Origin of the sequence: Bacillus cereus group sp. RP29 (assembly GCF_040459765.1) — a bacterium.
Taxonomy (GTDB): Bacteria; Bacillota; Bacilli; order Bacillales; family Bacillaceae_G; genus Bacillus_A; species Bacillus_A paranthracis.
On sequence record NZ_JARVHN010000001.1, the window covers coordinates 3779683 to 3806069 of the forward strand.

Sequence of the window (26387 nt, forward strand, 5' to 3'; positions counted from 1 at the left end):
CTACATCACATACATTTCTTTTTCAATCTCTACTAATTGCTTTTGCAATTGTTCTTTACTTTGTTCATATAGTGATACATCAATCGTTTCAGCCAATGCAAATAATACACTTTCATAATAATTCATCACATCTTGCTGCATCACTTTTTGGAATAAGTTCCATTTCAAATCCCACTCTTGCTTATAATGATGAACAAATAAATCTTTTTCATCAGCTACATAGTTTGATACGAGAGGTTCTAATACAGATTTAGCGTCTTCTTGCATAAAGGCTTTGTCATTCTTTTCAAAAAAGCTTTTCTCGTTTTTAAAGTGTGCCAATGCTTTTTTGAAATCTTTTATTTCAACTGAAGGAAACGGTTCTTTATGTGTAATATCTTTATATTCATATTCCACTGTTCCATTCATAGAAATTGATTCATTTTCTACTTTACAGTTCACCACAATTTCATTCTTTGCACGCTTCATCGCTTCATCTATCCATCTTTCAAGGCGTAATGATGTCGCACGCATTTCTTGTAATAAATCATGCTGAATAAATGCTACTAATTCCATAACACACTGCTGCAACTGCACTTTCACATTTCCATCCGTTCGAAGTGATGCTGGATTAATAAATTCAGTAAACACATCGTTATAACGTAGGAATAGACGTTGTTGCACGTAATAAAGCAATTCTTTCACTTCATTTTGCATCGCCTGTTCTTCAGCAAGCACACTATATGATGAAATAATATGAAGTAGTTGATCACGCTCTGCTTCATATTTTTTCGTTTGCTTCTCTTTCTCTTCATTCCCCTGCTTTGCACCATTTATCATATTTACTAACAGCTGATCTGCCCCTTGCAATGCACCATATAAAGCATGAACAGATACGAGCATTAAATCTCTCATCATAAAGGATGTAAATGATTCCTCGAACTTAGTAATCCCAGAGTTTTGTAAAATACCGTACTTCTCTTTCTCAATATTTTTTCCTTGTTTCTCTTCAAGCGCACATAAACTTGAAATTGCAAATAAACGTGGATTTCTAATACCGTATTGTAGTAGCTGGTCTGCGATATAACCTTTTACCATTTCAAGTTCTTCTTCAGACTCTGCTAAATCGGCCGCATTAATTAAGAAGAACATTTTATCAAGAGCAAAAGTATCCTTTACACGACCGAGCTGAATTAAAAATTCACGGTCAGCACGAGAGAACACGTGATTATAATACGTGACAAACAAAATAGCATCTGCGTTTTTAATATACTGGAACGCAACGTCTGTATGGCGGGCGTTAATAGAATCCGCTCCAGGTGTATCTACAAGCGCTACTCCTTGCCTTGTTAATGCACAATCATAATAAAGCTCCATGTACTCAACAAAACAAGATTTTTCTTCATTCGCTACATAATCAGAAAACTCTTCTAATGTAACTTGTACTTTCTCGCCTAAATGTGCAGAAACTGTATCATACCCTTTTTGTACTGCTCGTAAAAAGCTAAATGTTGTTTTTTGCTTCCCAGTTGGTGAAGGGTATTTCATAACTTTATCAATCTGTGCTAACGCTTCATCTAACGTAGTAATCTCATAATGAAACAGCTTATAAACAGCTTTCATATCTTCTAATAAGGCTTGCTTTGATTTAAATTGAACCATTACTGTTCCGTGTGGTTTTTCCTCTGTAACTGGCAAAATTTGATTAATCGTTGCCGTCGTCGGATTTGGTGACACTGGAAGTACTTTCTCACCAAGCAATGCATTGGCAAATGATGATTTCCCAGCACTAAAAGCTCCAAATAATGCTACTGTAAATTGTTTCGTTTCCACACGGCGCCTTTTTTCTATTACCTCTTGCTGTACATGTTTTAGCGCTGGCAATGGCTCTAATATCGTTTCAGCTTTCTTCACTTTCTCTAATATACGCTGAATATTTAAAGCTGCCGTTCCTTTTATCTCTTCCTCACGAGCCGTTACGTTATCATTTACAATTTCCTGCTCTTGTAGTGTGAATTTCTCACTAACAATTTGTTTTTTACTTTGCAATATCTCTTCTATTTGCAATCCTTCTGGTGTAGCAACACGATCATGCCAAACATTTTGTAAATAGCCTTCATATGCCTCCAAATTGTTACTGTATTGCAATTTCGTTTCTTTCGCCGTTTGCAACATCGTATATGTTTCAATCTCTTCTTCAATACGATCAACTGCTTCTTTTACCTTTTGCTTTAAAACGACTGCACTTTTATCAAAAATTTGCTGTGCTTTTGTAAAATAACGTTTCTTTAATTCATTCGCTACATCCGCTGTATAAAGAAGTAAGTAATCACCTGTGAAACCTGCACCTTGTTTAATTACTTCTGCTAACATTTCTGGTCCAAAAGCAATTTCTAAATCATATATGTCTTTCCCAATCTCTTCTGTAAACAACCCTTCTTCTTTTAAGAAGGCAACAATAAATTCTTTCACATGAAAATCAAGTTGCGTTTCGACAGTCTTTTGCAAAGCAGCATAAAAAGCATCTAAACGTCTCTGTTTTTCTTGCTCAGTCTTTCCTTTCGCAAATAGCAAACCAACTTTAAATTTTGTTAATTTTGTTTCTAAGTACGCATTTGCCAATTCTCTCATTTCAAATGGCATTAAATACGCGTTATCTAATATAGCTTGTAAGCCTTTTATAAATTCATTTCTCATTTGAGACTCTTTATTAGCCTCGCGATGTTTCATTTCCGTTAGCTCTTCTTTCTTTTCAACTATTTCTGAAATGGAAAGCGGTGATGCTAACTCTTCCTCATATTTCAAAAGAGCTTTTTCATTTTCAGAAAGAATAAACGAGAAATGTTCCCCCATTAAATATTCTGTTTCTCGCACCATTCCATCTCTTACATACTGCTCTTTTTCTTTCATAATAGAAGTAATTAACGTTTCTAGCTTTTCAATTTCATTATGTGGATGGTTCATCATTCGTAATGATGTATAATAAACTCCATCTACTTCAATATCCCAGTTAGAGAATGATTGTTTTACACTATCGCTATAATCTGCAAACGATAATTCATTTTCTTTATGTTTATCTATTTGATTTACAACGAGATAAACCGTTTTATTACGTTGTTTCAATTCTTTAACAAATTGTAAATTCACTTCCGATTGGACGTGATTATAATCCATCATATAAAAAATTACGTCTGCTAGATGCAGCGTTGATTCTGTCGCTAGTTGATGGGCATCATCTGTTGAATCAATCCCTGGTGTATCAACTAACATAACACCTTCAGGAATTGGTGCATCATTCCGATAAATATGAACACCAATTACCTCATCGCCATCTTTACAAATTTGTTTTAATTCTTCTGCTGAATATGCACCGTCATATTCGTACTGCTCTCCAGATTTAATCGTTACAACAACACGATCAAATCCCTTTTCAATTTTAACGACGTTAGCGCTTGTCGGAATTGGACTTGTCGGTAACAACTGCGCTTTATATAGATGATTCATCATCGTTGATTTCCCTGCTGAGAAGTGACCGCAGAATGCTATCATAAGCTGCTCTCGTTTATATTTTTGAATTACTTCAAACAACTTTAAACTATTCTCTGCATCGCCGTGTTTTTGCCACTCTTCATAAAAACAAACAAGCTTTTTCATACCGTTTGTCTGTACTATGTTTGTCATCCCCTTGTTCCCCTTTATCCAAGATGTATATGCTATTTGCAAGCTAATAACCAATGAGAAATGCACCTACTCATTGATTACCTTTTCACTTTACTATCATACTAAATTTTCAGCATATTCTCATTAAAAATAAAAAATCCCTTTCATTCTTTTTACAAATGAAAGGGATTTTATGTAATATCACTCATTTTGCTGTTCCTACTCCATTTAAAACATACTTTGCAATAACTGCATATACAGCGACTGTACCTGCTACTAATGCATATACCATACTCATGCACCAACCTTTTTTGATAATGATTATCACTTTTGAATACATTTTATCATTAAAGAGAATCATTATCAACACTTTTTCATAAAGAAAGCCCCTTATAAGAAGGAGCTTCACTGCCTGTTTTGAAGAAGATTAAAACTTGTTGTGCACTCTTATTATATCTCATCTTACATAACTTAATAGTTAAAAAAAATGGAAATCCACCCTATACCCTCCATCTTACATTTTGTATAATAAAAGGGAATTACTTAACAAGGAGGAAAATAATGACACAAAACATTTCACAAGGCGAGAGGATACACTCCATCGATATTATTAGAGGAATAGCTGTACTTGGTATTTTTCTTGTGAACTGGCCTGTTATCGCCGGGATTGACTCACGTGATATTACAGGAGTTTACGAGGGGCTAGATAGCTATATCCGTCTATTTTACGATATGTTTATTCAAACAAAGTTTTATACTATCTTTTCGTTTTTATTCGGCCTAGGATTTTACATTTTTATGACTCGTGCTGAAGCGAAAACAGATCGACCAAAAACTTTATTTGTTCGTCGCTTACTTATTTTATTATTATTTGGTTTCTTACATTACGTTCTTTTATGGGACGGAGACATTTTACATACTTATGCAATTACCGGGTTTTTCTTATTTTTATTTTACAAAAGAAAGCCACGTACTATTTTAATATGGTCAATTGTACTATTAAGTTTCATGCAATTGTTCACATTATTAGGTTCTCTTGTCATGTTAATCGTGCCAGTAGAGGAGTTAGGCCTTTCCACAGCAATTATGCCGTTAGAAAACTGGGGCTTACAAATCACAGACCGATTCTATTCTTTCTACTCTGAAGCAATAAGTAACAGTCTTATTATGCTTCCTGAAACACTAGGATTGTTTTTACTCGGATTATATGCCGGTAAAAAAGATATTTTCCGCCGTGCGAAAGAATTAGATCCAAAACTAAAGAAATGGCAAATTATTATGTTTGTTTTAACATTACCGATGTGGTTTATTATGGTTTACTTCTTTATGAACAATCAGCCATACACACCATTTTCACTTATGGGTATTACGATGATAAGCGGAAAGACATTATTCATATTCTACATTTTCACGCTCATGCGTTTATTACAAAAAGAAAAATGGCAAAAGATATTACGTCCGTTCCAGTACGTTGGTCGAATGGCATTAACAAATTATATCTCGCATACAATTGTTACGTTGCTTGTATTCGGAATATTGTTCAAAAATGATTATCTTGCTCCATTATGGGTAGGACCACTATTTTGCATCGGTTTCTACACGCTGCAAATCTTTATTAGCCGCTGGTGGCTGTCACGTTACCAATACGGGCCACTTGAGTATATATGGCGCCTTGGTACGTACGGAAAGATGATGCCACTTAAAAAGAAAAGCAAGGTCTCGTAAACAACACAAAAATAAAAGGTTCAAATCGCATGCGATTTGAACCTTTTATCAATTTTACGCTTCTCTTACCGCACTTTGCATAGACACCGGCTCTTCTTTTACTTTCACTTTACGCTGTGGCACCATATTAAATACGATATTTAAAAGGACTGCTGACGCACTTCCTAGTACGATTCCGTTATCTGTTAAAATACGAATGCTTTCTGGAAGTTGTGAGAATAATGTAGGAACGACAGTAACTCCTAGTCCGATCCCAACAGAACATGCAACGATTAATAAGTTTTCTTGTCTTCCAAAATCAACGCTACTTAACATTTTAATACCATATGCCATTACCATACCGAACATCGCTAACATCGCACCGCCAAGTACTGATTTCGGAATGATTGTTGTAATAGCTGCGATTTTTGGAATGAATCCAAGAACGATTAACATACCACCACACGTGTAAATAATCACGCGATTTCTTACTCCAGTTAATTGAACAAGCCCTACGTTTTGTGAGTATGTTGTATACGGAAAGGCGTTGAAAATACCACCTAACACCATCGCTAATCCTTCTGCACGATACCCTTTTGTTAATTCTTTTTCACCAATCTTTTTATTGCAAATATCAGATAATGCAAAATAAACACCTGTCGCTTCTACAATCCCTACGCAAGCAACGAGAATCATCGTAATAATTGGCGTTAATTCAAACGTTGGTGTACCGAAATAAAATGGCTGGATACCATGGAACCAATCCGCTTCTCCAACCGCTTGCAAGCTTACTTTCCCCATAAATGCTGCAACGATTGTACCGAACAATAGACCTAGTAAAATAGAGATTGAACGAATAAATCCGTCGAAGAAACGATACATAATGATAATAAATAGTAACACACCAAATGCTAATGCTAAATTTTCAAGACTACCGAAATCCTTACTTCCTACTCCTCCAGCCATATCATTAATTGCTGCTGGAACAAGTGTAACTCCAATTACGGTAACGACAGATCCTGTTACAACAGGTGGAAACAGCTTTACAAGCTTTCCAAATAATTTCGCAAAAATAACAACGAATAACCCCGCAGCAATAATTGCTCCATAAATAGAGGATACGCCGTATTGTTTTCCGATTGCAATCATCGGCCCAACGGCTGTAAATGTACAACCTAGTACAACTGGGAGTCCAATACCGAAAAAGCGATTTGATAATGCTTGTAAAATTGTCGCAACGCCGCACATTAATAAATCAATTGAGACTAAATATGTTAACTCTTTTTGATTTAAACCAAGTCCGCCGCCCACTATAAGCGGAACGATAATTGCGCCAGCATACATAGCAAGCATATGCTGCATACCAAGCGATGCGATTTTAATTGGATGTTGCTTCATCGTTTATTTCACCTCCGCAGTTTCTTGCTGTACAAATGTAACTGCGTTATTATGAAGTGATGCAATTTCTGCTAGTGATTCAACACGAACGCCTTGTTCACGAAGCTTCTTTCCTCCATCTTGAAATGCTTTTTCAATAACAATACCAAGTCCAGCAATACTTGCTCCAGCTTGCTCTACTAGGCTCATTAAACCTAAAGCAGCCTGACCGTTTGCTAAAAAGTCGTCAATAATTAAAACGCGATCACTTTCATCAATATGATTTCGAGATAACGAAATTTCATTCGTTTCTTGTTTTGTAAATGAATATACGTTTGCAACATACATATTATCTTGTAACGTTAACGATTTACGCTTTCTAGCAAAGATTACTTTTACACCAAGCTCTAATGCAGCCATAACTGCTGGTGCAATACCTGAAGATTCAATCGTCACGATTTTTGTAATGTTCTCTTCTTTAAAACGTTTAGCAAATTCTTTTCCGATTTCTTGCATAAGTACTGGATCAATTTGATGATTTAAAAATGCATCTACCTTTAATACATCACCAGATAAAACCTTTCCTTCGTTCAAAATCTTTTCTTGTAATACTTTCATGTTTGTTCCCCCTCTTATGCAATAAAAAAACTCCAAAAGCCGCCACCACTCTTTACAAGTGAGAGACGCGCTTTTGGAGTTTCGCAAAAAAGAATGCTAAACAAGCAAATATATTCGTCCTCACTCATAGTCAAAGTATTTACGGTACTTCGGTAGAAACTTGCAGGCCATATCCCCGCGATTATATGAGTGTAGCTAACTATTTATTTTATAGAAGGATTATAACGCACTTTTTATACTTTGAAAAGCTTTTATTCATAAAACACGTACAAATTTTATAAAAACATCATTTTCGTTCGAGTTTTGTAAACTCTTTCATTCCCAATTATAACTTCGTTAAAATGATTGGTCCATCTTCTGTAATCGCAATTGTATGCTCATATTGAGCTGATAATTTCCCGTCCATCGTTCTCGCGGTCCATCCATTTAAATCTACTTTCGAATATCGCATACCTACATTGACAATTGGCTCAATTGTAATTACCATTCCTTCTTGTAACTCAGGCCCTTGTCCTTGCTTCCCAAAATGAAAAATTGCTGGTTCTTCATGAATTTTTTTACCGATTCCATGTCCCGTAAAGTCTCTTGCGACAGAAAAACCTTCAGCAGCTACATAACTTTCAATCGCATAACCAATATCTCCTACATGATTACCGATTATCGCCTGCTCAATGCCTTTATACAAAGCATTCTCGGCTACTAGTAATAACTTTTCTGCTTCATCAGAAACTTTTCCAATTCTATACGTCCAAGCAGAATCTGAAAGACCACCATTTAAGTTTACTACCATGTCAATTGTTACAATATCACCCTCAGTCAAAGGAACATCGGCCGGAAATGCATGACACATTTCATCGTTTACAGATGCACATATCGCATATGGATATCCGTTGTACCCTTTCTGCTCAGACGTTGCACCATGTTTTTCTAAATACGCTTCCACAAACGTATTAATTTCTTTTGTTGTAATACCTGGTTTCATTATCTTCGCAATTTCTCTATGACATGAAGCAAGTAACTTTCCAGATTCATGCATTAAATCTATTTCATTTTTCGTTTTAATTGTAATCATGCTTATCTCTACCTTCCTTGCTAGACCTACTATTTGCTACTAAATTTCAATGATACACATACTCTTTCAACACTTTCAATTAATATTACATCTAGTATTTTTAGTTGATGTTTACTTATAAACAAAGTATATTGTTACTATACTATTAAAAGGAGGATTGTTAAAGATGATGCACGCAGGAAGACTACGTCAGCAAACTTTGAACACTAAGTAACTTAATATGTTCAAAGGCTCTGTTTTCATAAAGCAGAGTAAACGGGATTAGTCTGCACATTTTTAATAATCTTCAACGGAAGAGTACACTTTCCACATGGAGAAAGGCAGATATACATCTGTCTTTTTTTCGTATATTTTTCATACAAAGAGAGACGTTTATTCCTTATATCCTCGTTTACTCTTAACCACAGACAGAAGCCCGTCTGTGGTTTTTTATGATTACATTTCTTTAATCATATTGATGTATTTAGGATGATTAGTAACAGAAAACGTATAAAAGCATTAAAATCAAAATAAACAATTGGAGGAAATAAAAATGAATATATTTAAAGTGAAACAATTAGCAAATAAAAAAGGACTAAATATCTTAGAAGATTCAATAGAAATCAATGAATCTGGCGTTGACTTTCAAGTAGCACACGTTACAGAACAAAACGGAGATAAATGGATACTAAGAATTCCTCGTAGACCAGAATCCATGAGACATGCCTTACGAGAAAAAGAAGCGTTAGAAATTATGAAAAAACATGCAGCATTCCAAGTTCCTGATTGGTCTATATTTTCTGAAGAACTAATTGCTTATAAACAACTAAATGGCTTTCCTGCTGCTACTATCGATATAGAACAACAAAGATATGTATGGAACTTTAATGAAAAGAATGTACCAACCGAATACTATATTTCATTAGGAAAAGTTCTAGCGAATGTACATTCATTACCTCAGCAAAAATTTAATAATATAGGTGTTGAAATTCTTACGGCTAATGAATTAAGAACTTCTATGCAACAAAGGATGAATCGAGTGAAGGAACAATACCATATTAATCAAAACTTATGGGATCGTTGGCAAGCATGGCTAGCTGAAGATTCTTTTTGGCCATCTCACGTGGGAGTAAAGCATGGGGATATACATCCAGGTCATATTCTGATTGATAAAAAAAATAATGTAACTGGTTTAATCGATTGGACAGAAGTAGGGATAGGTGATGTATCTATAGATTTCACATCGCATTATCTACTCTTTGGGAAAGATGGATTAACAAAGTTAATTCACTCTTATGACAACGCTGGTGGTAAAACTTGGTCAAGAATGGAAGAACATATTATCGAACTTCTAACAACAAGTAGCATCACTGTTGCTGAATACGCTCAAGTATCAGGTTTGAAAGACATGCATGAAGCAGCTATACACATGCTAGCAACTGAAAGTTAATACAGTTGCTAAAAAAAACATTAAACTAAAAAACAGAAGAACTCTCTTCTGTTTTTTAGTTATCTTTACATATATAATTCATTTCCAAAAATTCAAAATAACTACCATTCGTCTTCTGTATAAACGTCCCAACTGCTTCAAACCCTGCCCTTTTATACACTTTAATCGCTCTTTTATTAAATGTAGCTACTGATAGTGTTATATACTTGCATCCATATTTTTCTTTACTAAAAGCTAGTATAGCATTTATGAACTGTAAACCAAATCCATTCCCAGTTATATTAGGTCTCATCCCAAGACCTATATCAACCGTTCCATCATTTATTTTACAAACAGTAAAATAACCAATGAGAGTGCCATTTTCCTTCACAGAAAATGTATGATCCCCTCTACTCTCATCTTGTAAAAATTCGGCTAAATCTTCTTCATCTGCCTCTATATCGTAAAAGGAATATTTCCCTTCATAATGCCAGTTGTATGCAATTTCTTCTGCTTCTTCTTGCGCCATTACTGTATAAGTATACTCCATTTTTCTATCCCCTTAAAAAAAGAGCTGCAAGTAAGCAGCCCTTTTTTATAACTCGTAAATCTCTCTATACTTCGCTTCTAAATAATCTGCTAAGTAATTTGCATTCAATCCTTCACCTGTTACATCTTCTAAAATTTCAAGTGGCTTTTTCGTTTTACCGTATTGGTGAATGTTTTCTGTTAACCATTCACGAATTGGTGTTACGTTTCCTTCTTCTAATAATGCATCAAAATTCGGAATGTCTTTTACCATTCTTTGCTTAAATTGCGCTGCATACATATAACCAAGCGCATAAGATGGGAAGTATCCAAATGAACCACCAGCCCAGTGAACATCTTGTAATACGCCTTGTGCATCGTTAGCCGGACGAATTCCTAAATATGCTTCCATTTTATCGTTCCAAGCCGCTGGTAAATCCTTCACTTGTAATGTGCCATCAAATAACTCTTTCTCAAGTTCATAACGAACCATAACGTGAAGCGGGTATGTAAGCTCATCTGCTTCTATGCGAATAAATGAAGGCTTCGATTCATTTATTGCATCATAAAACTCATCTACTGATATATCATTGAATTGACCATCGCTATACTCTTTTAATAAATCATAATTTTTCTTCCAGAATGATTTATTACGACCGATAAAGTTCTCAAAGAATAATGATTGTGACTCATGAATACCCATAGATGTTCCACTACATAGCGGTGTACCTTCAAATTTCTCTGCAATATTTTGTTCATATACAGCATGACCACATTCATGAATTGTGCCAAACACAGCCATACGGAAATCTTTTTCGTCATAGCGTGTCGTAATACGAACATCCCCTCTATTTAATGTGATCTCGAATGGATGTACCGTTTCATCAAGACGACCTGCTTCAAAGTCATAATTTAATTGCTTTAATAGCTCTAATGTAAAGTTTTTTTGTTTTTCTTTTGAAAAATGTTCTGATAAAGCACTTGTCTTTAATCTCTTTTGCGAATCCGATATTTCTTTTACGAGCGGTACGATACGCTCACGAAGTTGACCAAATACGTGGTCTAACACTTCTACCGTAATGCCCGGCTCATACATATCTAATAATGTATTATATTTATATGTTTCATAACCCCAATATGTAATAAATTTCTTTTTAAATTCAACGATTTGTTCTAAATACGGACGGAACATTTCGAAATCAGATTTTTCGCGAGCTTCTTCCCACACACTTTCTGCTTTCGCTTCTAATTTCACATACGCTTCATATTCCGCTTGTGGAATTTTCTTATTTCTATCATATTCTTTACGGCACTCTTCCACCATTTTCTTCGTCGTTTCAGAAAGCTTGTCTTCACGTATTAAATCTTCAAGCTCTGTTAAATAATTTCCCATTTCATCTGAAGTCGACATAGCAAACACTTCTGATGAAAGCATGCCAATTACTTCTGAACGCTGGTCTACACCTTTTTTAGGCGCCCCTGTTCTCAAGTCCCAAAACATTAAGCTTAATGCTTCTCCGTAATTTTGTATCTTCTTCACATATGTTAAAAATTGTTTTTCTACTTCATATGTAGCTACTGTCATTATATAAAAACCTCCTTTTTCTACCTCAAACTTAATTCGACATGAAAATCTAAATTCCTTTTATAATAGAAAAAAAGCTTGGCGAGCGCCAAGCTTTCTCCTTATAATTCTTTACCTACTACTGGTAGTACGTTTTTCACTGCTTCTACCACTTTCTCATCTTCTGTATCAGATAAGAATATTGATATAGCACCTTTATCTTCGCTCGTACGAATTAAACGGCCAATCCCTTGACGAAGACGTAAAATCATATATGGTACATCTACATCCCAGAATGGATCATTTACGTGCTTACGCTTCGCTTCAAACACAGGATCGTTTGGAGGGAATGGTAATGACCAAATAATAACATGTGATAATGATGAACCAGGAATATCTAAACCTTCCCATAAATGAACGGCACAAAGTACAGTCTCTTCTTCATTTTGGAAACGAGAAACAAGCTGACTAATTTCTTGGTCCCCTTCATATAGGAACGGAACTGACATTTGTTCTTTACTTACATATTCTTTAAACGCTGCAAGTTCTTGCGTTGTACGGAATAATACAAGTGTACGTCCATTTGTTTTTTGTATATTTTCAAGTGTATATTGACACTTTCTTTCCCATTCATTTTCTTTTGTATGAGATAGTAAGTTTACTGCCATTTGCTCTTCGTAATCAAACGGGGAGGCAACTGAGAATGATAAGTAATCTTTTACCCCTAAGCTATTTGCTGTAAATGCGAATGAATCGTTGTTAGATAATGTAGCAGAAGAGAAAATATACGGGATTTTCTTCGAGAATACTTTCTCTTGTAATACTTCTTCAACTGCACGCGGCATAATTACTAACGTGAAGGCTCCATCACCTTCTTCACCCCATGTAATTACATTTTTCTCGTGCATAAACAGACGAAGTGAATGCTCTAATACATCTAAATGTTCATCAACGATATTTAAATCATACGTGTTTACTGTATGCATTTCACTTTCAAATACTAATGCATCACCGACTTCACCAATTTTCGCATAAAGTCGCTTCGCTTCAGCCGTTACTTTTTCTGTCACAGTAATTTCTAAACGATCAGAACCAGCAATTTCTTTTTTATTCTCTTGTAACACATCAAAGAATCGCTCTGTTTGCCAAATTGTTTCTTCTACTAAATGCGCAAACTCCTCGCGAATATCATTTTGTAATAATCTCGTTAAAAGTTGCTCCATCATCGTTTGCTTTAAACGATATGTTAAAGCTTTTTGAGCTGCATATTCTACAAGATGTCCTTCATCAAATACAACACAACTGCTTTCTGGTAATAACGGAATTTGCCCTTCACGCTTACGAGCATCGTACGTCCAAATATGATCCATATAGAAATCTTGAGAGCAAATAATTAAATCTGCCGCTTTACGATAATGTTCACGTGATAGAGTTTGCCCGCAACGATGACGAGAATCACAAGTGAAGCAATCTTGGAAGTAGTCCCAATTTACTTTTGACCATTCCTCGTCATTTAAAAGTGGAAATTCTTTTCGATCACCGTAGTGAGTAAAGTTTTGCATCGTACCGTGGTCAAATACAAACTGTGGTAATTCGTAGTATACATCTTCAATTACTTCTGGAGCTCGTCCACTCATAACATCTTCAAGTTTACGTAAGCATAAATAATTATCCATTGATTTCGCAAGTCTTACATCTACCGATAAGCCTAATGCTTCAGATAATTTAGCAATGTCCCCTTCTTCTTTTACGAGCTGCTCAATTAACGTTTCATCTGCACAAGCGATAATAGCTGGTTTCCCAGTATAACGCGCATAGCAAATTGCATATAGAAGATATACAATTGTTTTCCCGGTTCCTACACCCGCTTCTGCGAACATAACTTTCTTTTCTTGGAAAGCACGCTCTAATTGAAACGCCATAAAAATTTGTTCATCACGCTCTTCAAAGCCTTTTTCCGGAAGGATGTCGTAAAATACATCTCCAATCCACTCATTCAACTTATCATAAAAATTGTCTTGTTTCCCTACTTCAAATGGTAATCTCTTCTCAGTAAACATCCTTAGCCTCCAACCAAAAAGTTTTTCTATAAAAGATATAGCAACTGCTACTCATATGTGTGCAGCCACTTTCCCCTGTTGCAATACATAGAAATACACGAAAAAAAATTTTCCTTTCGAAAAAGGAAAATTTTCTTCTATATTAATGACTTTAAATACCGTTTATCAATCGCTGTTTCATGTGAAAGAGCTGACAAATATTCTTCTTGTGCTTTTTGTATTTCATCTACAATCGCACCTTGGCTATCCACTTCTTTTCCGAGCTCATCATACGTACGGTGAATAGCTTTTTGAATCATTGATAATTGGAAACTATCCATATCAGTTCCTCCTTTACGCATTACATAATAGCCAGTATATGCGCGCTGGAGGAGTTTTATACTATGAATTACGAGGTGGACGTTTTCCGAAGTATTGGTAATAATCTGTACGAGTTCTAATCTAAACAAGCCTTGACCTTTAAGTGTTTTCCCCACTCTTTTTCCGTACAACTATTCAGTTACCTCAATAATAATACGGTCTGCTTCTAAATACAACCTTTATTTAGGTACATACCAACCTTTTTATACTAACATCCCATTAAGTTTCCTGATATGATTCCCGTATAAATTCCTATCACATAGATAAACCAACCTATCAGAATGCCCATCATGCTTCCCTAAATGTGTTCCCTATACAATTCCCACTAAAGACATCAAACGGGAATATGAGCAATGTAGGTATGCTCTAAGGTGACGGATAGCTTCGGTGTTCCCCTTAAGTGGAATATCTACCGTGTACGGATACCACGCATGAGCCTTCTATTGTAGATTATCCTCTTTCATGACATTGCCCAATCGAGAAACCAAAAGAGTGATAGCCACATCACCAGAGATATAATCGAAGCATTGATGACCCCTTTTATGAAGTTCATTCCGCCACATCCTCCCTCATGATAGCCTTGTAAAGAATATGTACTCCTGCTATAGTGAATACAGGGATGATAATGCATAGTGAGAAGAATAATTGTAGACTCATATGTATTTCCTCCTATGACGGCTACTGAGGGTGTGACCTCTATAGCCGTCTTTTTAGTTTAATTACCTAATGGTGTTAGTTTCCCAATAGTTTTAATTGCACAATAGTTTAATTACCTTCAGTGTTAGTTACCTTTAGACGAAGTACCTTTAGACAAAGTCGAGTTTCATTTAGATGTAGTCAAGTTTCCTTTAAAGTATCTGCTATTCAAGTCGCTAGCCTTCTCATCTAGTACGGAAACCCCTGAGATTTCACCACTTCCATCATTAGCCCAAAGAACTATCAGTATTTCACCTGGATCATATGTACCCTCGAGAGCCAATGTCTCCTTCTGCCCGTCCTTGATGTCCCTTACGTTGTATACGCCTAAGTTGTCGTCATAGCCTAATACTTCAAAGCTAGATACCAGTGGATACGTTTGAGATAGAACTTCACGAGTAGTCATTAGCTCGTACGGAGTCGTATGTGATGTCTCTGATGCTTCCGCCTTCATTGGAGTCGGATGGAATGTATTAGCTAAAGAGTTGTCCGCCATTCCCCCAAAGGTCGCTCCCACGAATAGACTTCCCATAATTGTGAACCCTGCAAGTACTGTTGATTTGATTTTCATTTTAATTTCCTCCTAATTTTAATCAATATAAGTCTCGCAACTTATGAGGTTTAAATAATCGAGATGATATAAGTCTCGCAACTTATTAGACTTAAGCAATCGAGTAACAAACCCGACTACTTAAGTTTTTCTACCCCGTTTTACAGGTGGTACGATTGGCTCTCCGCTTTCAATCTTACTAGTCATTCTTTTAAGAAGATATTGAACATCAACGCCATTCTCGTGAAGACCTTTAACAGCTGAGAACATCATTCGAGCATAACTGCCATCCTTTATAGTTGGGAGATCATACTCGGAAGCTATTCTCTCGTGATAGATTTCGTGCTTAGTTTTGTCTCGCAACTTTTAAACCTCCTATGTTGCTTGATGGGTTAATCATAACAACAAAGTTGCGAGACCGCAACCCCTTTTGTGAAATTTATTTTTAAACGCAAAAAAGGACTCCGTTTTAGGAATCCTTTGGAACTTTTAAGTATCCTCTCTCTTGATGACCTCTAGAGAGTAGTTCTCTCCGTCCAGTCTCTTCTCTATTGTTTCGTATCTCACGTAGTTCTTCCTCTTATGAGATATCTTGTGTTTCAACTCTAAAGCAACCACTGACGTTATCATCAACATCCCAACTACGAAGGCAACCATTCTATTGAATCAGCTGTCTAGCTTGCCTAGCTGTCATACGTGTCATATTACCTTGAAGGATATCATCTTCAAGTTCATCCAATAATGTTCGGTGATGAATCAATGAAGGCTCGTTCACAACTGTCTCTTTAAAGATTTCTTTACGGCACATCCACATATATGCATCCGTCTCTCGTAATACTTGAAGGGGACAATACTTTTTGAGGTTCTGTGTCATTCTGTATCGTGGTACTAATATGAGATTCTTATGAGTGAGGAGAGATTCTATTGAAGGTTTTACATAGGGGAACTGCATGCGGTTGAGGATAGACAAGACCTCCCCATCCGAAAGGATGAAGGAAGCCCCGTCTGTAGCTTTTACTTGATGGAGTGTTTCTTGAGAGGTTGTAGTAGTGCTCATTCGCCTTGACCTCCTTCAGCGGACACTGGAAAGTCTGCATTCTCAATCATGTATTCCACTTTAGCTTGTTGCTCCATAACCTGTTTAGATAGTCCTGCAAGATGTTGAGGGGAGTTGATATCTATAAGAGCTTCTGCTCTTTTAGTGATTCCCGCTTGACGGTGTTCCGCTGAAGAAAAGTGACTCCATACTTCAGACGATGGTACTTCCTTCTCAATGTCTCTACCTCTCTCTTGGATTAAATCGAATGGTTGCCCTTGAGCTTCCGAGAATACTTTATAGAACTTGTCCGATTTCTCTCCAGTTGTGTAATCATTATGCTCTAGACGGGTAGCAAGCACCTTGTCGTATTGCTTAATAGCTTGCTTGTCTTGTAAGTTCATCTCATTGTACACTTCTTGGTCGAGTACCTTAATGGATGAGATACGGGAATGACCGTCTGTAGTGGCTAAACAAGTTACTCCGTCAATGTTGACTAAAGTTTCAGCGTTTTGAATTGAGCCGTATGTAGCATAGTGTTTTGCATCCTTTAGTTGTTCCAATAGCTGTTTCTCTTTAGATAATTCAGCTTGGAACTTTGCTTCTTCGGCTTTTGCCATCTTCTCTAATCGTGAAAGTACTCGTGGGTTGATATTGTTTAAGTTCATTATTAAATCATCCTTTTTCTAATTGTATTGAGCATTCGCTCTAGTTTTATAATTGTCTTTTAATCTTCAATGTTTACATCAATAGTGTCTCTGTCGTCACCTTCTATGAAGGCGTCCTTCTCGAGGTCAAACTTGCCTTCCTTGGCGAGTGTTTCCTTTGTAGCTTCATCAAAGTCTACTATGATTTGTCGATTTCCCACACTGACATTCATTGCCTGTGAGTCAAAGAATCCGTGGAAGCGAGCCAACAACTCTAGAGCTTTCGATTGATCTTTTACTGGCGTGGGAATTTGTACCGTCCCCGTGGGCAATGCCACATGGGTAACTGTTCTATCTTCGGCGATATCTGTAAGTTTCTTTAGGAGTCTAAAACCATCGGCGATCTCATGGAAGGATGCTTCCTGTCTGTAGCACTGATAAGCGTGTCTAAATCGTGGGTCACTTGTGATGGCATATCCGTAGTGTGGTGCGTAGCCTACAAGTTCTGCTGCTTTCATGGGAGAAAATTGTGCTTCACCGACATATGCAAATAGGAACTTCTCCCACTTGGGATTAATCTCTCGGAGTGTATCCAATGCTGATGTAAGGTCACCGTGCATGGCTAGGGCATTGTCGTGCTTTCCATAAACGCCTATGTCCTTTTGAGTATCTGGAATGAGTGGAGCATCATTTAAGTGTCTGTTGCGTTTAACTCTCTGTAGTCCCATTAATTATACACCTCCTTATCATCTTGTAGGGGTACCGCCAGCATTTCGGAAAAAAACCACGCTAAGAGAATATATATAAGAAAAGAGCCAGAATTTACCCCGCTAAGAGTAAATCGGCTCTTTAATATATAAAGGATGCACAGAAAAACCTAGAGGGGTTCAGCCGAGATACTTGTAGAAATGGGTCATAAGCATACATTATTTTACAAATACATCTTATCTTGAAGGTATATGGATTATATAAAGTTAAAAATATAGTGTTAAACCCAAAAAAACACCATAACAGTGTTCACGGTGTTTTCCATATTAAAAATAAGACTATTATTTAAGTACTCTGAAACTGATTCATATTGTAGAAATATCCATTTTAAGATAATGATACGCTTCAAAATCTTCATTAAATATATCTGTAACTAATTTTATAGCCTCCGTATCATAAAAGCTCTGATATGTCGGCAGCCGAGGGAAAGATGGATCTGTAATGTCAGCTTCAGCGTAGTTTCCCTTATGAATCATCTTAGGCGCCTGATGATGCCATGATCTCGTTAATGTGTCTAGTGGGATAGTCTGTAAGTTATATTTGTTTTCTATTTTTGAGATTTCATTAGAGAAATTCTCTAAATATATATAATTGGTTACAAACTCTTCTTCTCCTTGAATATATTGTTGTGAATAGTGTGGATTAAGATAGTCAGAATCTGCCCCATTCGCGTGAAGATAATGTAAAAAATGTTTAAATGATTTTTTCTTTTTGCATGTACTGTCGTTATAAATAAACTTTCTAATAGGTTCCCACTCTGGATTTTCTATACCTGGTGGAGCAATAAGGGGTCACCATACCAAAAAAAGAAAATTGTACGTTTAGACAAAATTTAGACACATTTAAACTGATTCCTGTACGTTAAGGAACCGATTACTTAGTTTACTACTTTTTTTAAAGAATCAAATAGTGAAAATTTCGTGGAAATTTGCTTAACGTAAGTTTTATATCAACTATTACGTTGGAGTACAGCCAAGGTACGTGTATTATCTACTATGAAAATCAGGAATATTTAAAGTATTCTAAGAAGAAGAATTGAGTGATAAGCTACGTTAACTACTTGATATCTTAACTAAGTAAATTATGTATTTAATGTATTCAAGGTAGTGCAATGAGAAGGTATCGAATAACCTTGCTTGGATAAACCGTGTCTCTTAAGAGCTCCTTAAGGCGCGTCCGTTACCTTGAGGGCAACGAACGGTTGTAGACTTCGATGTTGCAAGGATCGTTGTCAAACAAATTGTTTACATGTATTCAATGTAAAACTCTTATTAAATTAAGGTTTTTACTCCTAAGTATAGATAACATGTATATCTCGTCTGTATCCCTTTTTGACTTGCTCTTGATTGACCAAATAAGTCAAAATACCTTTCTAAATTTCCCTCTGATATTCCCCCTATTTTATCTTATTCAAACTTGCATTCCAATAACCCATTTCTCATACGCCTGTTTCTAAAATAATAATTTAAATTGGGACCTCTGAGAGATCCCAATTAATTAAAAAGTAATGTCTCCTCTTGTTACATCATTTACAATTTTTATACTAATCCCTCTAACATCTCGAAGACTTCTAAATTATTTTTTTGGTAGTTCAGGGAATAAATAATGTAATATACAGATGGTCAAACGTCTGGATTTGCCTTTATACGGATATATATGCATATACATCGATGGATTAAAGTTTGCCTCAATAATTCCATAAGCATTTTTATTAGCTGCAGGAACTTCTGTATTTTCAATAATCAAATCAATACCACTAATATTTGCTCCAAGTGCCGACACAGCATCTACGGCAATTTTCTTATAATCATCGGGAATTTGATCTGTCATATCAATTGAGTCTCCACCTGTACTGACATTAGAATTTTCTCGCAGAAAAACAATTTCATCACTTGTTGGAATAGAATCTTTTCGATACCCTTGAGCTTTAAGCATTAGGACCTCTAATTCACCTAATTGTATATTTTCTAAAGGTGTTCTATGGTCCATTCCTCTTAATGAATTCAGGTTCTTTTGAGCGACTAACTCTTCAATCGTATGTGAACCGTCTCCTATAACATTGGCAGGAATTCGTAATAAAACGGCAGAAACTTTGCCATCTAGCACAAAAAATCGATATTCTGTTCCATTAATAAATTCTTCTATTAATACTGATGAGTCCTCTTTAAATGCTATTGTGAGTGCTTTTTGATAGTCTTCGTAACTTGCTCCGTTTTCTTTAAAGATAGATATTCCTAAACCATAATTTGTTGTTTTTGGTTTAACGACAAAAGGCTTTCCTGCAAATATATCATAGGAACGTAAGGCTTTTTCTATATCACTAAATTCCTCACCTATTGGTACACGAAATCCATGCTGTTGAAGAATTTTCTTTGTTACTGTTTTATTTTCCATAATTAATGGTGATATATAACTATCTTTACTTGTCATATTCCCATTTTTCACATATTCAACATGATTTCCTAACTGTAGTTTTAAAAATTGATCTTGTCGATCTAAAACGTCTACTTGTAATCCTTGTTGAATAGCATCAAACATTAAAATTTGTGTAGACAACTCCATGTCAGTAAATCCTGATAGTTGATATGGTTTATCCCATGCTTTTTTATAATTTTCTTTAGCAATACGGGAAGCTACCTGACTTTGACTACTTTTTATAATCTCTTTATAAAGTCTTCCAGCTAAAGTCTTACTTGGATCTGTTAGCATTTCTCTCAAGTTAACAAATAAGGTATTCGAAACAGTTATGTCTAACAGCCCTGTTAAATGTTCCATCTCATCAATAATACGCTCAGCATCTGTTTTAAATTGCGTATGTTCTAACGGATGTTCAAGAGCCACTAAATTATTTTGAAAATCACCGATTTTTACCCATTCATCATTATTATCGTCTTGATCAATCCAGAGTAAATAGATGAGGAAAAGATGTAGAAATTCTGCTTGTTCATGGCTAATTCCATATGTTTCAAAAGGATTTAAATCTAGGTTTCTTAATTCAATATAACGAATCCCATGATTTTTTAAATCTGAAACTTGAGGACCGCCCCTTAAACGGACAGATGCATAAAATTCTTTTTCTTCTAATAAAACCCCTTTACTTACCAGCGAAGAAAGATCAGATATATAGTTCTGTAAACTACTATAGGATACTTGAACATCATTTTCATTACTATAACCATATTTACTATTTCTAATGCTTCTTACGGCGTCATTTAAAGGATTTATTTCAAAGAAATTCTTTTCACTACTAGGAGAAGCACCGAAGAAATAAGTTATTAACCATCGATAGTGTAAATAATTCCTTGTGACTTTCAGATAAATTTCTGTTTTAAATTGATGATAATCTTTTATTTCTGATTGTAATTCAAATAATGCCTGAATCAAATTATCGCTAAATTCAAAATTGTAATGAATACCACTAATCATTTGTTTTCGTCGACCATAAGAATTAGATAAATATCGACGATATAAAACATTTTCATGATTATTAAGTTTCGCAATAACAATATCTTCTTCTTTTTCGGGCAACTGTGGTGGCATGCTTAATGGCCAAAGCATTTCGTTATTTCCCATAGAACGATAGGCAACATCATGGATAGCTGCTAAATAATTAAATAAATCTCCTAGTGTCTCAGTAACTGGTGTGATTAATTCCATTTGTGTTTCAGAGAAATCTCGCTGAATATAAGGATGTTCATCTCTTACTGAAATACTTTTGGGATGTTCCGTTTTAGCTAAACTTCCTGATAGGTCAACTCGTTGACTTTCTTTTTCAACTCCAAAACGTGCTTTTAATAAATATGGTTTAATACGGTCATTGTTTAACATTTTTTTCATTTCCATACAAACTGTACCTCCCATCAACTCAAATATTTGATATAGAAATAGCTAAAATTATAACCATTATTTTTTTGAATTTAGCATTTGGATATTAATGGCCAAAGCATTTTATTCTTATCCACGGAAAGAGAAGGGATTTCACGAATAGCTGCTAAGTAATTAATCATGTCTTCTAATGTTTTAGTATTAGGCTGAATATATGATCTTGTATCTCTTATCGAAACGGGTTTAGACGTTTCAGTGGAACTTTCAAATAAGTCAACTTGTCGATTTTCCTTTTCGATCTCATAACGAGATTTTAATAAGGATGGTTTAACACGGTAATTAAATAACATTTTTTTAATCCACATGAACTCTTCCTCCCAATTTATTTGTTTTTACAAACGATATAATATGACAAAATATAACAATCAAAAGTACCCACATCTCTACATGCGGATACTTTTGTTACTATATTTTGCTGTAAACTTAAATACTTCATATGCCATTGGAAGTGGGTATTGTTGTAAATAAGAATCATCTTAAATACTTCATATGGAAAGAGAAATGCTCATTTAAGAAAGTGGAAATAAAGAAGTAGCTATGATCATAGCCCTCCATTTTTTTATAAGTTACCATTTGACTATTTTTTTGAGCGTTCTCTAAGAAAATATGTTCTTCCAATTGTTTCGGATAAAACTCGTCTTGACTACCTTGCATAATAAGAATTGGTGGAATAGTAGCTTCTTTAATTAATTCTGAAGCATCCCATTCTTTCCAAGAATCTTTGTCTTCACCTAAATAAGAGGTGAAAGCATTTATTCCCCATGGTACTTGACTAGGAGTTAAGATTGGAGAAAAAGCAGAAACCGCTTTGAATCTCTTAGCATTTTTCAAACCGATCACTAAAGCCCCATGTCCTCCCATTGAATGCCCCATTATGCTTTCTTCACCTGAAAAATTAGGTACTATAGTCGAAGCAATGGATGTTAATTCATCTACGATATACGAATACATTTTATAATGCTGTGCCCAAGGATCCTGGGTAGCATTTAAATAAAAACCTGCCCCTTGTCCAAGATCCCATGCTGCAACATCAGAAACGTATTCTCCACGTGGTGAAGTATCTGGCATAATCACTGCAACTTGATGTTTTTCAGCCAAACGTTGAAATCCACTTTTTTGACTAAAATTATCATCTGTACAAGTTAAACCAGATAACCACCATATAAGTGGAATTTTTTTCTTTTCTTTATTTGATGGTAAGTAGATACTAAATTTCATATCACATTGCAAGACTTCGGAATAATGGCTATACTTACGTTGCTCTCCTTCGAAAGAACGATGTTGTTCAATACATTTAAGACTCATTATCTCACTCTCCGTAAGTTAAAATCGTACGAATGGATTCACCTTTGTGTAATAAGTCAAATGCCGCATTGATGTCTTTAAATTCTAAATGATGAGTAATAAATGAATCTAAATCAATATCACCATGCATATAATCTTCGACCATTTCTGGAAGTTCAGATCTTCCTTTAACTCCACCAAAGGCTGATCCACGCCATACTCGGCCCGTTACTAATTGGAATGGACGAGTATGGATTTCTTTACCAGCACCAGCTACTCCGATAATAATACTTTCGCCCCAACCTTTATGACATGCTTCAAGAGCGGATTTCATTACTTCAACATTACCAATACATTCGAAGCTATAATCCACGCCACCATCTGTCATTTCGACTATAACTTCTTGAATTGGGCGATCATAATCTGCAGGATTCACAAAATCAGTCGCTCCCATTTTTTTAGCGAGTTCCCATTTTTGGGGATTCAGGTCAACTGCAATAATTCGGCTTGCTTTTGCTTGAACCAATCCTTGAATAGCTGCTAATCCAATCGCTCCTAAACCAAATACAGCTGTTACAGCTCCTTCTTCAACTTTTGCAGTGTTGTGTACAGCACCAATACCTGTAGTCACACCACATCCTAATAAAGCAACTTTATCTAACGGAGCGTTTTCATCGATTTTCGCTAAGTTAATCTCATTAACAACTGTATATTCACTGAATGTACTAGTTCCCATGTAATGATAAAGGGGCTCTCCATTATAAGAGAAGCGAGTTGTTCCATCAGGCATTAAACCTTTACCTTGTGTTTCTCGTACAGCACTACATAGGTTTGTTTTACCAGAACGACAGAATTTACATTCTCCACATTCAGGTGTATATAGTGGAATAACATGATCCCCAGGTTTTACTGAAGTAACTTCATCACCTACTGAAACGACAACACCAGCACCTTCATGGCCTAATACAGCAGGAAATACTCCTTCTGGGTCGTCACCTGATAATGTAAAAGCATCTGTATGACAGACAGAAGTATATAGTATTTTTACTAATACCTCTTTTGCTTTTGGCTCTTCTACATCGATTTCTACGATTTGAAGTGGCTCCCCTGGCTTAAATGCAACAGCAGCTCTACTTTTCAATTGAATCCCTACTTTCTTTTTTTATTGTTTACACCACTATAATTACACTTTATAATTTTAATTACAATACTGACAAATTTGTCACTATAAACATTTTTTTCGCGAGAGGAAGGTCAAAAATTATGGTTATTCATTATAAGGACAAGGAATTTTTCACTGGAAAAGATTTAGCTTTATCTGTGATAGGAGGGCGTTGGAAAATAGCAATTATATGGTGTTTGTTACAACGTTCGCCATTAAGATTAAGTGAAATACAAAAAAAGCTGCCTGAAGTTAATCAACGTATGTTGATTAGACAATTAAGAGAATTAGAAGACGATAAAATAATTACTCGATGTGTATACCCCGTAGTGCCTCCTAAGGTTGAGTATGAACTTAGTGAAATTGGTCATCAACTAGAGAATGTTGTAACAGCCATCTGTGATTGGGGAGATGACTTTAGTGATTTTGTAGAAAAAGATTCGGACGAACTTAGTTGAAGAAACAAGTAAATATCGATTCATTAAAAATAGTGCGTAATTGTATGACTTAATCCATAAATTTGCATACAAAAAACCGATAACTTTGCATCGAATGCTGTAAAGTCATACGTAACGACTAGTTAAGATAATTAACGAAAATATACGCTAAGTAAATTTCGACATAAAATGAGCCGAATTTCCTACTCTAAGGAATATTCGGCCCATATGCTTTATTTAGGTTGTAATTTGTTCTCTTCATATTCTTTTAGTATTTTATAAAAAGTATTTTTCTTAAGTCCTAATAGTTCCATAAATATAACGCTCGTTATCTCTCTTTTTTTCCACTGTTCATAAGTTTCTTCAATTATAATTAGTTGCTTTTGACTTAATACTGAAAGGGTAAATGGAGGACGCCCTAAATGCTTACCTTGGGATTTAGCAACTGCAATCCCTTCTGCTTGTCGCTGATGGATTTTTTTACGCTCTTGATCTGCAACATAGGAAAGTAAAGATAAAAACTGATCTTCCATTAATCGACCCATATCACCCATCTCTCGAAATTTACGACTATCAAACAGTGTTTCATTTTCTAAAACAACAATATCAGCTTGTAATTTTCTTGTTATGTACTTCCATTCTGAAATTACCTCATCATAATTGCGGCCCATACGATCTAAAGCATCTATGTAAACAATATCACCTGTACTCAATATTTTTCGTAATAATTGATATTGAGGACGATCAAAATGTCGCCCACTTGCTTTATCGACAAAAATGCGCCGAGCCTCCACCCCACGTTCCATCATCTTATGTAATTGACGTTGTTCATTTTGATCTTTTGTACTTACGCGTATATATCCATAAATATTCGCCACGTTTGGTATTCTCCTTACATTTGTTACCTTAATTATACCATTTTCGTTTATAAAGGTATTCATTGAAAATAAACGTTTATAAAAATATTTCCATCACCTTTATAAACTTGATAATTCAATGTTTCATAGATGTTCTTTGGCTGTTTGTAAAGGTATACCTTTTTAAACGGTTAAAAAATCTCAACCTAATAAAGTAATTTTTTTAGACTATCTTTATGTTTTCGCATTCACCAATAATAAGTATTCTGTAGATTTTATCAATACCTAAATACCTCTAAAAAATATATATTTTAGTAAATGATGCTTATTGGAAAAGGGGCTAATGAACATGAAGATAAAAAAGAGGCAATTGGTAGCAACTATATATCCAGGTCAGTTATTTAGTACTGCAACTTTACCCGAAGGCACGAGTTTTTTGAAATGGGAATTAGCAGGTAGCGGTGATTTAGATGATATTCTTTTTGACGTAATGGAAGATAAATTCTGGGACATAGATGACCTTATTTTTAGTGATGTTTTACACGAAAATCGAACTGAAGTAGTACAAAATAAAGAACTCTACATTGATAATGTTCGGAATGCTACATCATTAGTTGGAATAAACATATATGCTTTAATTTATGAATAAAGACGCCGCAATATTTCTCAATACCCATTTTTTTCTACAAATTGTATATTTTAGTTAGGTTGCTGTAGTAACCTAACTAAAATATA

At 35.3% G+C, this 26387-nt stretch carries 22 protein-coding genes, 1 pseudogene and 1 riboswitch; of the genes and pseudogenes, 4 read left to right on the plus strand and 19 right to left on the minus strand.

Annotated features, from left to right (window positions below; translation table 11 throughout):
* Complete coding sequence (locus QCI47_RS20005; RefSeq protein ID WP_061130696.1) at window positions 1-3660, minus strand: dynamin family protein; 3660 nt, start codon at window positions 3658-3660, stop codon at window positions 1-3.
* A 540-nt stretch (window positions 3661-4200) separates the two neighbouring features.
* On the opposite strand from QCI47_RS20005, the gene QCI47_RS20010 reads away from it, so the two are divergent.
* Entirely contained in the window at window positions 4201-5364 is a 1164-nt protein-coding gene (locus QCI47_RS20010) for a DUF418 domain-containing protein (protein ID WP_000193095.1), read from the plus strand.
* Window positions 5365-5418: 54 nt separating this feature from the next.
* Here QCI47_RS20010 and pbuX read toward each other — a convergent pair whose 3' ends face one another.
* The 3 genes from pbuX to QCI47_RS20025 all read right to left on the minus strand — a co-directional run bounded on the left by pbuX (window position 5419) and on the right by QCI47_RS20025 (window position 8410).
* On the minus strand, window positions 5419-6741 hold the full coding sequence (gene pbuX, locus QCI47_RS20015) for a xanthine permease PbuX (protein ID WP_000809240.1): 1323 nt from the start codon (window positions 6739-6741) through the stop codon (window positions 5419-5421).
* Window positions 6742-6744: 3 nt separating this feature from the next.
* Window positions 6745-7338 carry a xanthine phosphoribosyltransferase gene (locus QCI47_RS20020; RefSeq protein WP_061130697.1) on the minus strand — a complete coding sequence of 198 codons (594 nt, stop codon included), beginning with the start codon at window positions 7336-7338 and terminating at the stop codon, window positions 6745-6747.
* A 107-nt stretch (window positions 7339-7445) separates the two neighbouring features.
* Window positions 7446-7547, minus strand: a riboswitch (purine riboswitch).
* Between the two features lie 116 nt (window positions 7548-7663).
* On the minus strand, window positions 7664-8410 hold the full coding sequence (locus QCI47_RS20025) for a type I methionyl aminopeptidase (protein WP_000628427.1): 747 nt from the start codon (window positions 8408-8410) through the stop codon (window positions 7664-7666).
* 532 nt (window positions 8411-8942) lie between these two features.
* On the opposite strand from QCI47_RS20025, the gene mphL reads away from it, so the two are divergent.
* Window positions 8943-9839, plus strand: coding sequence for a macrolide 2'-phosphotransferase MphL (gene mphL / locus QCI47_RS20030; protein ID WP_309422604.1), 897 nt, complete (start codon window positions 8943-8945; stop codon window positions 9837-9839).
* Window positions 9840-9894: 55 nt separating this feature from the next.
* Here the strand turns inward: mphL and QCI47_RS20035 are convergent, their stop codons facing one another.
* From QCI47_RS20035 to QCI47_RS20100, 14 genes and pseudogenes are all read right to left on the minus strand, one after another.
* A complete protein-coding gene (locus tag QCI47_RS20035) occupies window positions 9895-10368 on the minus strand; it encodes a GNAT family N-acetyltransferase (protein WP_061130699.1) in 474 nt (157 codons plus the stop codon).
* 45 nt (window positions 10369-10413) lie between these two features.
* Window positions 10414-11931: a carboxypeptidase gene (gene ypwA, locus QCI47_RS20040; protein ID WP_000215095.1), complete on the minus strand. Its 1518-nt coding sequence runs from the start codon at window positions 11929-11931 to the stop codon at window positions 10414-10416.
* A gap of 101 nt (window positions 11932-12032) precedes the next feature.
* Window positions 12033-13970 (minus strand): ATP-dependent DNA helicase, encoded by a 1938-nt coding sequence (locus QCI47_RS20045; protein WP_061130700.1) that lies wholly within the window; start codon window positions 13968-13970, stop codon window positions 12033-12035.
* Window positions 13971-14107: 137 nt separating this feature from the next.
* Window positions 14108-14290: a DUF3921 domain-containing protein gene (locus QCI47_RS20050; RefSeq protein WP_000376895.1), complete on the minus strand. Its 183-nt coding sequence runs from the start codon at window positions 14288-14290 to the stop codon at window positions 14108-14110.
* 863 nt (window positions 14291-15153) lie between these two features.
* Window positions 15154-15522, minus strand: coding sequence for a hypothetical protein (locus QCI47_RS20055; RefSeq protein ID WP_327911812.1), 369 nt, complete (start codon window positions 15520-15522; stop codon window positions 15154-15156).
* A 195-nt stretch (window positions 15523-15717) separates the two neighbouring features.
* A complete protein-coding gene (locus QCI47_RS20060) occupies window positions 15718-15939 on the minus strand; it encodes a hypothetical protein (protein WP_327911813.1) in 222 nt (73 codons plus the stop codon).
* 295 nt (window positions 15940-16234) lie between these two features.
* Window positions 16235-16450: a hypothetical protein gene (locus QCI47_RS20065; RefSeq protein ID WP_353811931.1), complete on the minus strand. Its 216-nt coding sequence runs from the start codon at window positions 16448-16450 to the stop codon at window positions 16235-16237.
* Window positions 16451-16629: 179 nt separating this feature from the next.
* Entirely contained in the window at window positions 16630-17280 is a 651-nt protein-coding gene (locus QCI47_RS20070; protein ID WP_353811932.1) for a hypothetical protein, read from the minus strand.
* Window positions 17281-17339: 59 nt separating this feature from the next.
* Window positions 17340-17987, minus strand: a complete 648-nt coding sequence (locus tag QCI47_RS20075) for a hypothetical protein (RefSeq protein WP_353811933.1) — start codon at window positions 17985-17987, stop codon at window positions 17340-17342.
* A 345-nt stretch (window positions 17988-18332) separates the two neighbouring features.
* A pseudogene (locus tag QCI47_RS20080) lies at window positions 18333-18815 on the minus strand (sulfotransferase family 2 domain-containing protein); the annotation flags it as partial.
* 787 nt (window positions 18816-19602) lie between these two features.
* A complete protein-coding gene (gene gshAB, locus QCI47_RS20085; protein WP_000425291.1) occupies window positions 19603-21870 on the minus strand; it encodes a bifunctional glutamate--cysteine ligase GshA/glutathione synthetase GshB in 2268 nt (755 codons plus the stop codon).
* A 74-nt stretch (window positions 21871-21944) separates the two neighbouring features.
* Entirely contained in the window at window positions 21945-22217 is a 273-nt protein-coding gene (locus QCI47_RS20090) for a hypothetical protein (protein WP_000264855.1), read from the minus strand.
* 166 nt (window positions 22218-22383) lie between these two features.
* A complete protein-coding gene (fghA, locus tag QCI47_RS20095) occupies window positions 22384-23217 on the minus strand; it encodes an S-formylglutathione hydrolase (protein ID WP_000053341.1) in 834 nt (277 codons plus the stop codon).
* Between the two features lie 4 nt (window positions 23218-23221).
* The gene (locus QCI47_RS20100) at window positions 23222-24337 is read right to left on the minus strand and encodes an S-(hydroxymethyl)glutathione dehydrogenase/class III alcohol dehydrogenase (protein WP_000842153.1); all 1116 of its coding nucleotides are present in this window, start codon (window positions 24335-24337) and stop codon (window positions 23222-23224) included.
* 122 nt (window positions 24338-24459) lie between these two features.
* On the opposite strand from QCI47_RS20100, the gene QCI47_RS20105 reads away from it, so the two are divergent.
* Window positions 24460-24816, plus strand: coding sequence for a winged helix-turn-helix transcriptional regulator (locus QCI47_RS20105; RefSeq protein ID WP_000234699.1), 357 nt, complete (start codon window positions 24460-24462; stop codon window positions 24814-24816).
* Between the two features lie 212 nt (window positions 24817-25028).
* On the opposite strand, the gene QCI47_RS20110 is transcribed toward QCI47_RS20105, so the two are convergent.
* Window positions 25029-25673, minus strand: coding sequence for a recombinase family protein (locus tag QCI47_RS20110; RefSeq protein ID WP_001284335.1), 645 nt, complete (start codon window positions 25671-25673; stop codon window positions 25029-25031).
* Between the two features lie 328 nt (window positions 25674-26001).
* Here QCI47_RS20110 and QCI47_RS20115 point away from each other — a divergent pair, with 328 nt between their 5' ends.
* Window positions 26002-26301 carry a hypothetical protein gene (locus tag QCI47_RS20115; protein ID WP_000694314.1) on the plus strand — a complete coding sequence of 100 codons (300 nt, stop codon included), beginning with the start codon at window positions 26002-26004 and terminating at the stop codon, window positions 26299-26301.
* Window positions 26302-26387: the final 86 nt, after the last annotated feature.

What these genes read in the sequence shown, in the direction of transcription:
- QCI47_RS20070 (WP_353811932.1), bottom strand. Translation starts at nt 17,280, where the DNA reads ATGAACTTAAACAATATCAACCCACGAGTACTTTCACGATTAGAGAAG.
- QCI47_RS20075 (WP_353811933.1), bottom strand. Translation starts at nt 17,987, where the DNA reads ATGGGACTACAGAGAGTTAAACGCAACAGACACTTAAATGATGCTCCA.
- QCI47_RS20050 (WP_000376895.1), bottom strand. Translation starts at nt 14,290, where the DNA reads ATGGATAGTTTCCAATTATCAATGATTCAAAAAGCTATTCACCGTACG.
- QCI47_RS20055 (WP_327911812.1), bottom strand. Translation starts at nt 15,522, where the DNA reads ATGGCGGACAACTCTTTAGCTAATACATTCCATCCGACTCCAATGAAG.
- QCI47_RS20010 (WP_000193095.1), top strand. Translation starts at nt 4,201, where the DNA reads ATGACACAAAACATTTCACAAGGCGAGAGGATACACTCCATCGATATT.
- QCI47_RS20105 (WP_000234699.1), top strand. Translation starts at nt 24,460, where the DNA reads ATGGTTATTCATTATAAGGACAAGGAATTTTTCACTGGAAAAGATTTA.
- QCI47_RS20045 (WP_061130700.1), bottom strand. Translation starts at nt 13,970, where the DNA reads ATGTTTACTGAGAAGAGATTACCATTTGAAGTAGGGAAACAAGACAAT.
- QCI47_RS20035 (WP_061130699.1), bottom strand. Translation starts at nt 10,368, where the DNA reads ATGGAGTATACTTATACAGTAATGGCGCAAGAAGAAGCAGAAGAAATT.
- QCI47_RS20065 (WP_353811931.1), bottom strand. Translation starts at nt 16,450, where the DNA reads ATGACACAGAACCTCAAAAAGTATTGTCCCCTTCAAGTATTACGAGAG.
- pbuX (WP_000809240.1), bottom strand. Translation starts at nt 6,741, where the DNA reads ATGAAGCAACATCCAATTAAAATCGCATCGCTTGGTATGCAGCATATG.
- QCI47_RS20020 (WP_061130697.1), bottom strand. Translation starts at nt 7,338, where the DNA reads ATGAAAGTATTACAAGAAAAGATTTTGAACGAAGGAAAGGTTTTATCT.
- QCI47_RS20090 (WP_000264855.1), bottom strand. Translation starts at nt 22,217, where the DNA reads ATGTGGATTAAAAAAATGTTATTTAATTACCGTGTTAAACCATCCTTA.
- ypwA (WP_000215095.1), bottom strand. Translation starts at nt 11,931, where the DNA reads ATGACAGTAGCTACATATGAAGTAGAAAAACAATTTTTAACATATGTG.
- fghA (WP_000053341.1), bottom strand. Translation starts at nt 23,217, where the DNA reads ATGAGTCTTAAATGTATTGAACAACATCGTTCTTTCGAAGGAGAGCAA.
- mphL (WP_309422604.1), top strand. Translation starts at nt 8,943, where the DNA reads ATGAATATATTTAAAGTGAAACAATTAGCAAATAAAAAAGGACTAAAT.
- QCI47_RS20005 (WP_061130696.1), bottom strand. Translation starts at nt 3,660, where the DNA reads ATGACAAACATAGTACAGACAAACGGTATGAAAAAGCTTGTTTGTTTT.
- gshAB (WP_000425291.1), bottom strand. Translation starts at nt 21,870, where the DNA reads ATGGAAATGAAAAAAATGTTAAACAATGACCGTATTAAACCATATTTA.
- QCI47_RS20115 (WP_000694314.1), top strand. Translation starts at nt 26,002, where the DNA reads ATGAAGATAAAAAAGAGGCAATTGGTAGCAACTATATATCCAGGTCAG.
- QCI47_RS20025 (WP_000628427.1), bottom strand. Translation starts at nt 8,410, where the DNA reads ATGATTACAATTAAAACGAAAAATGAAATAGATTTAATGCATGAATCT.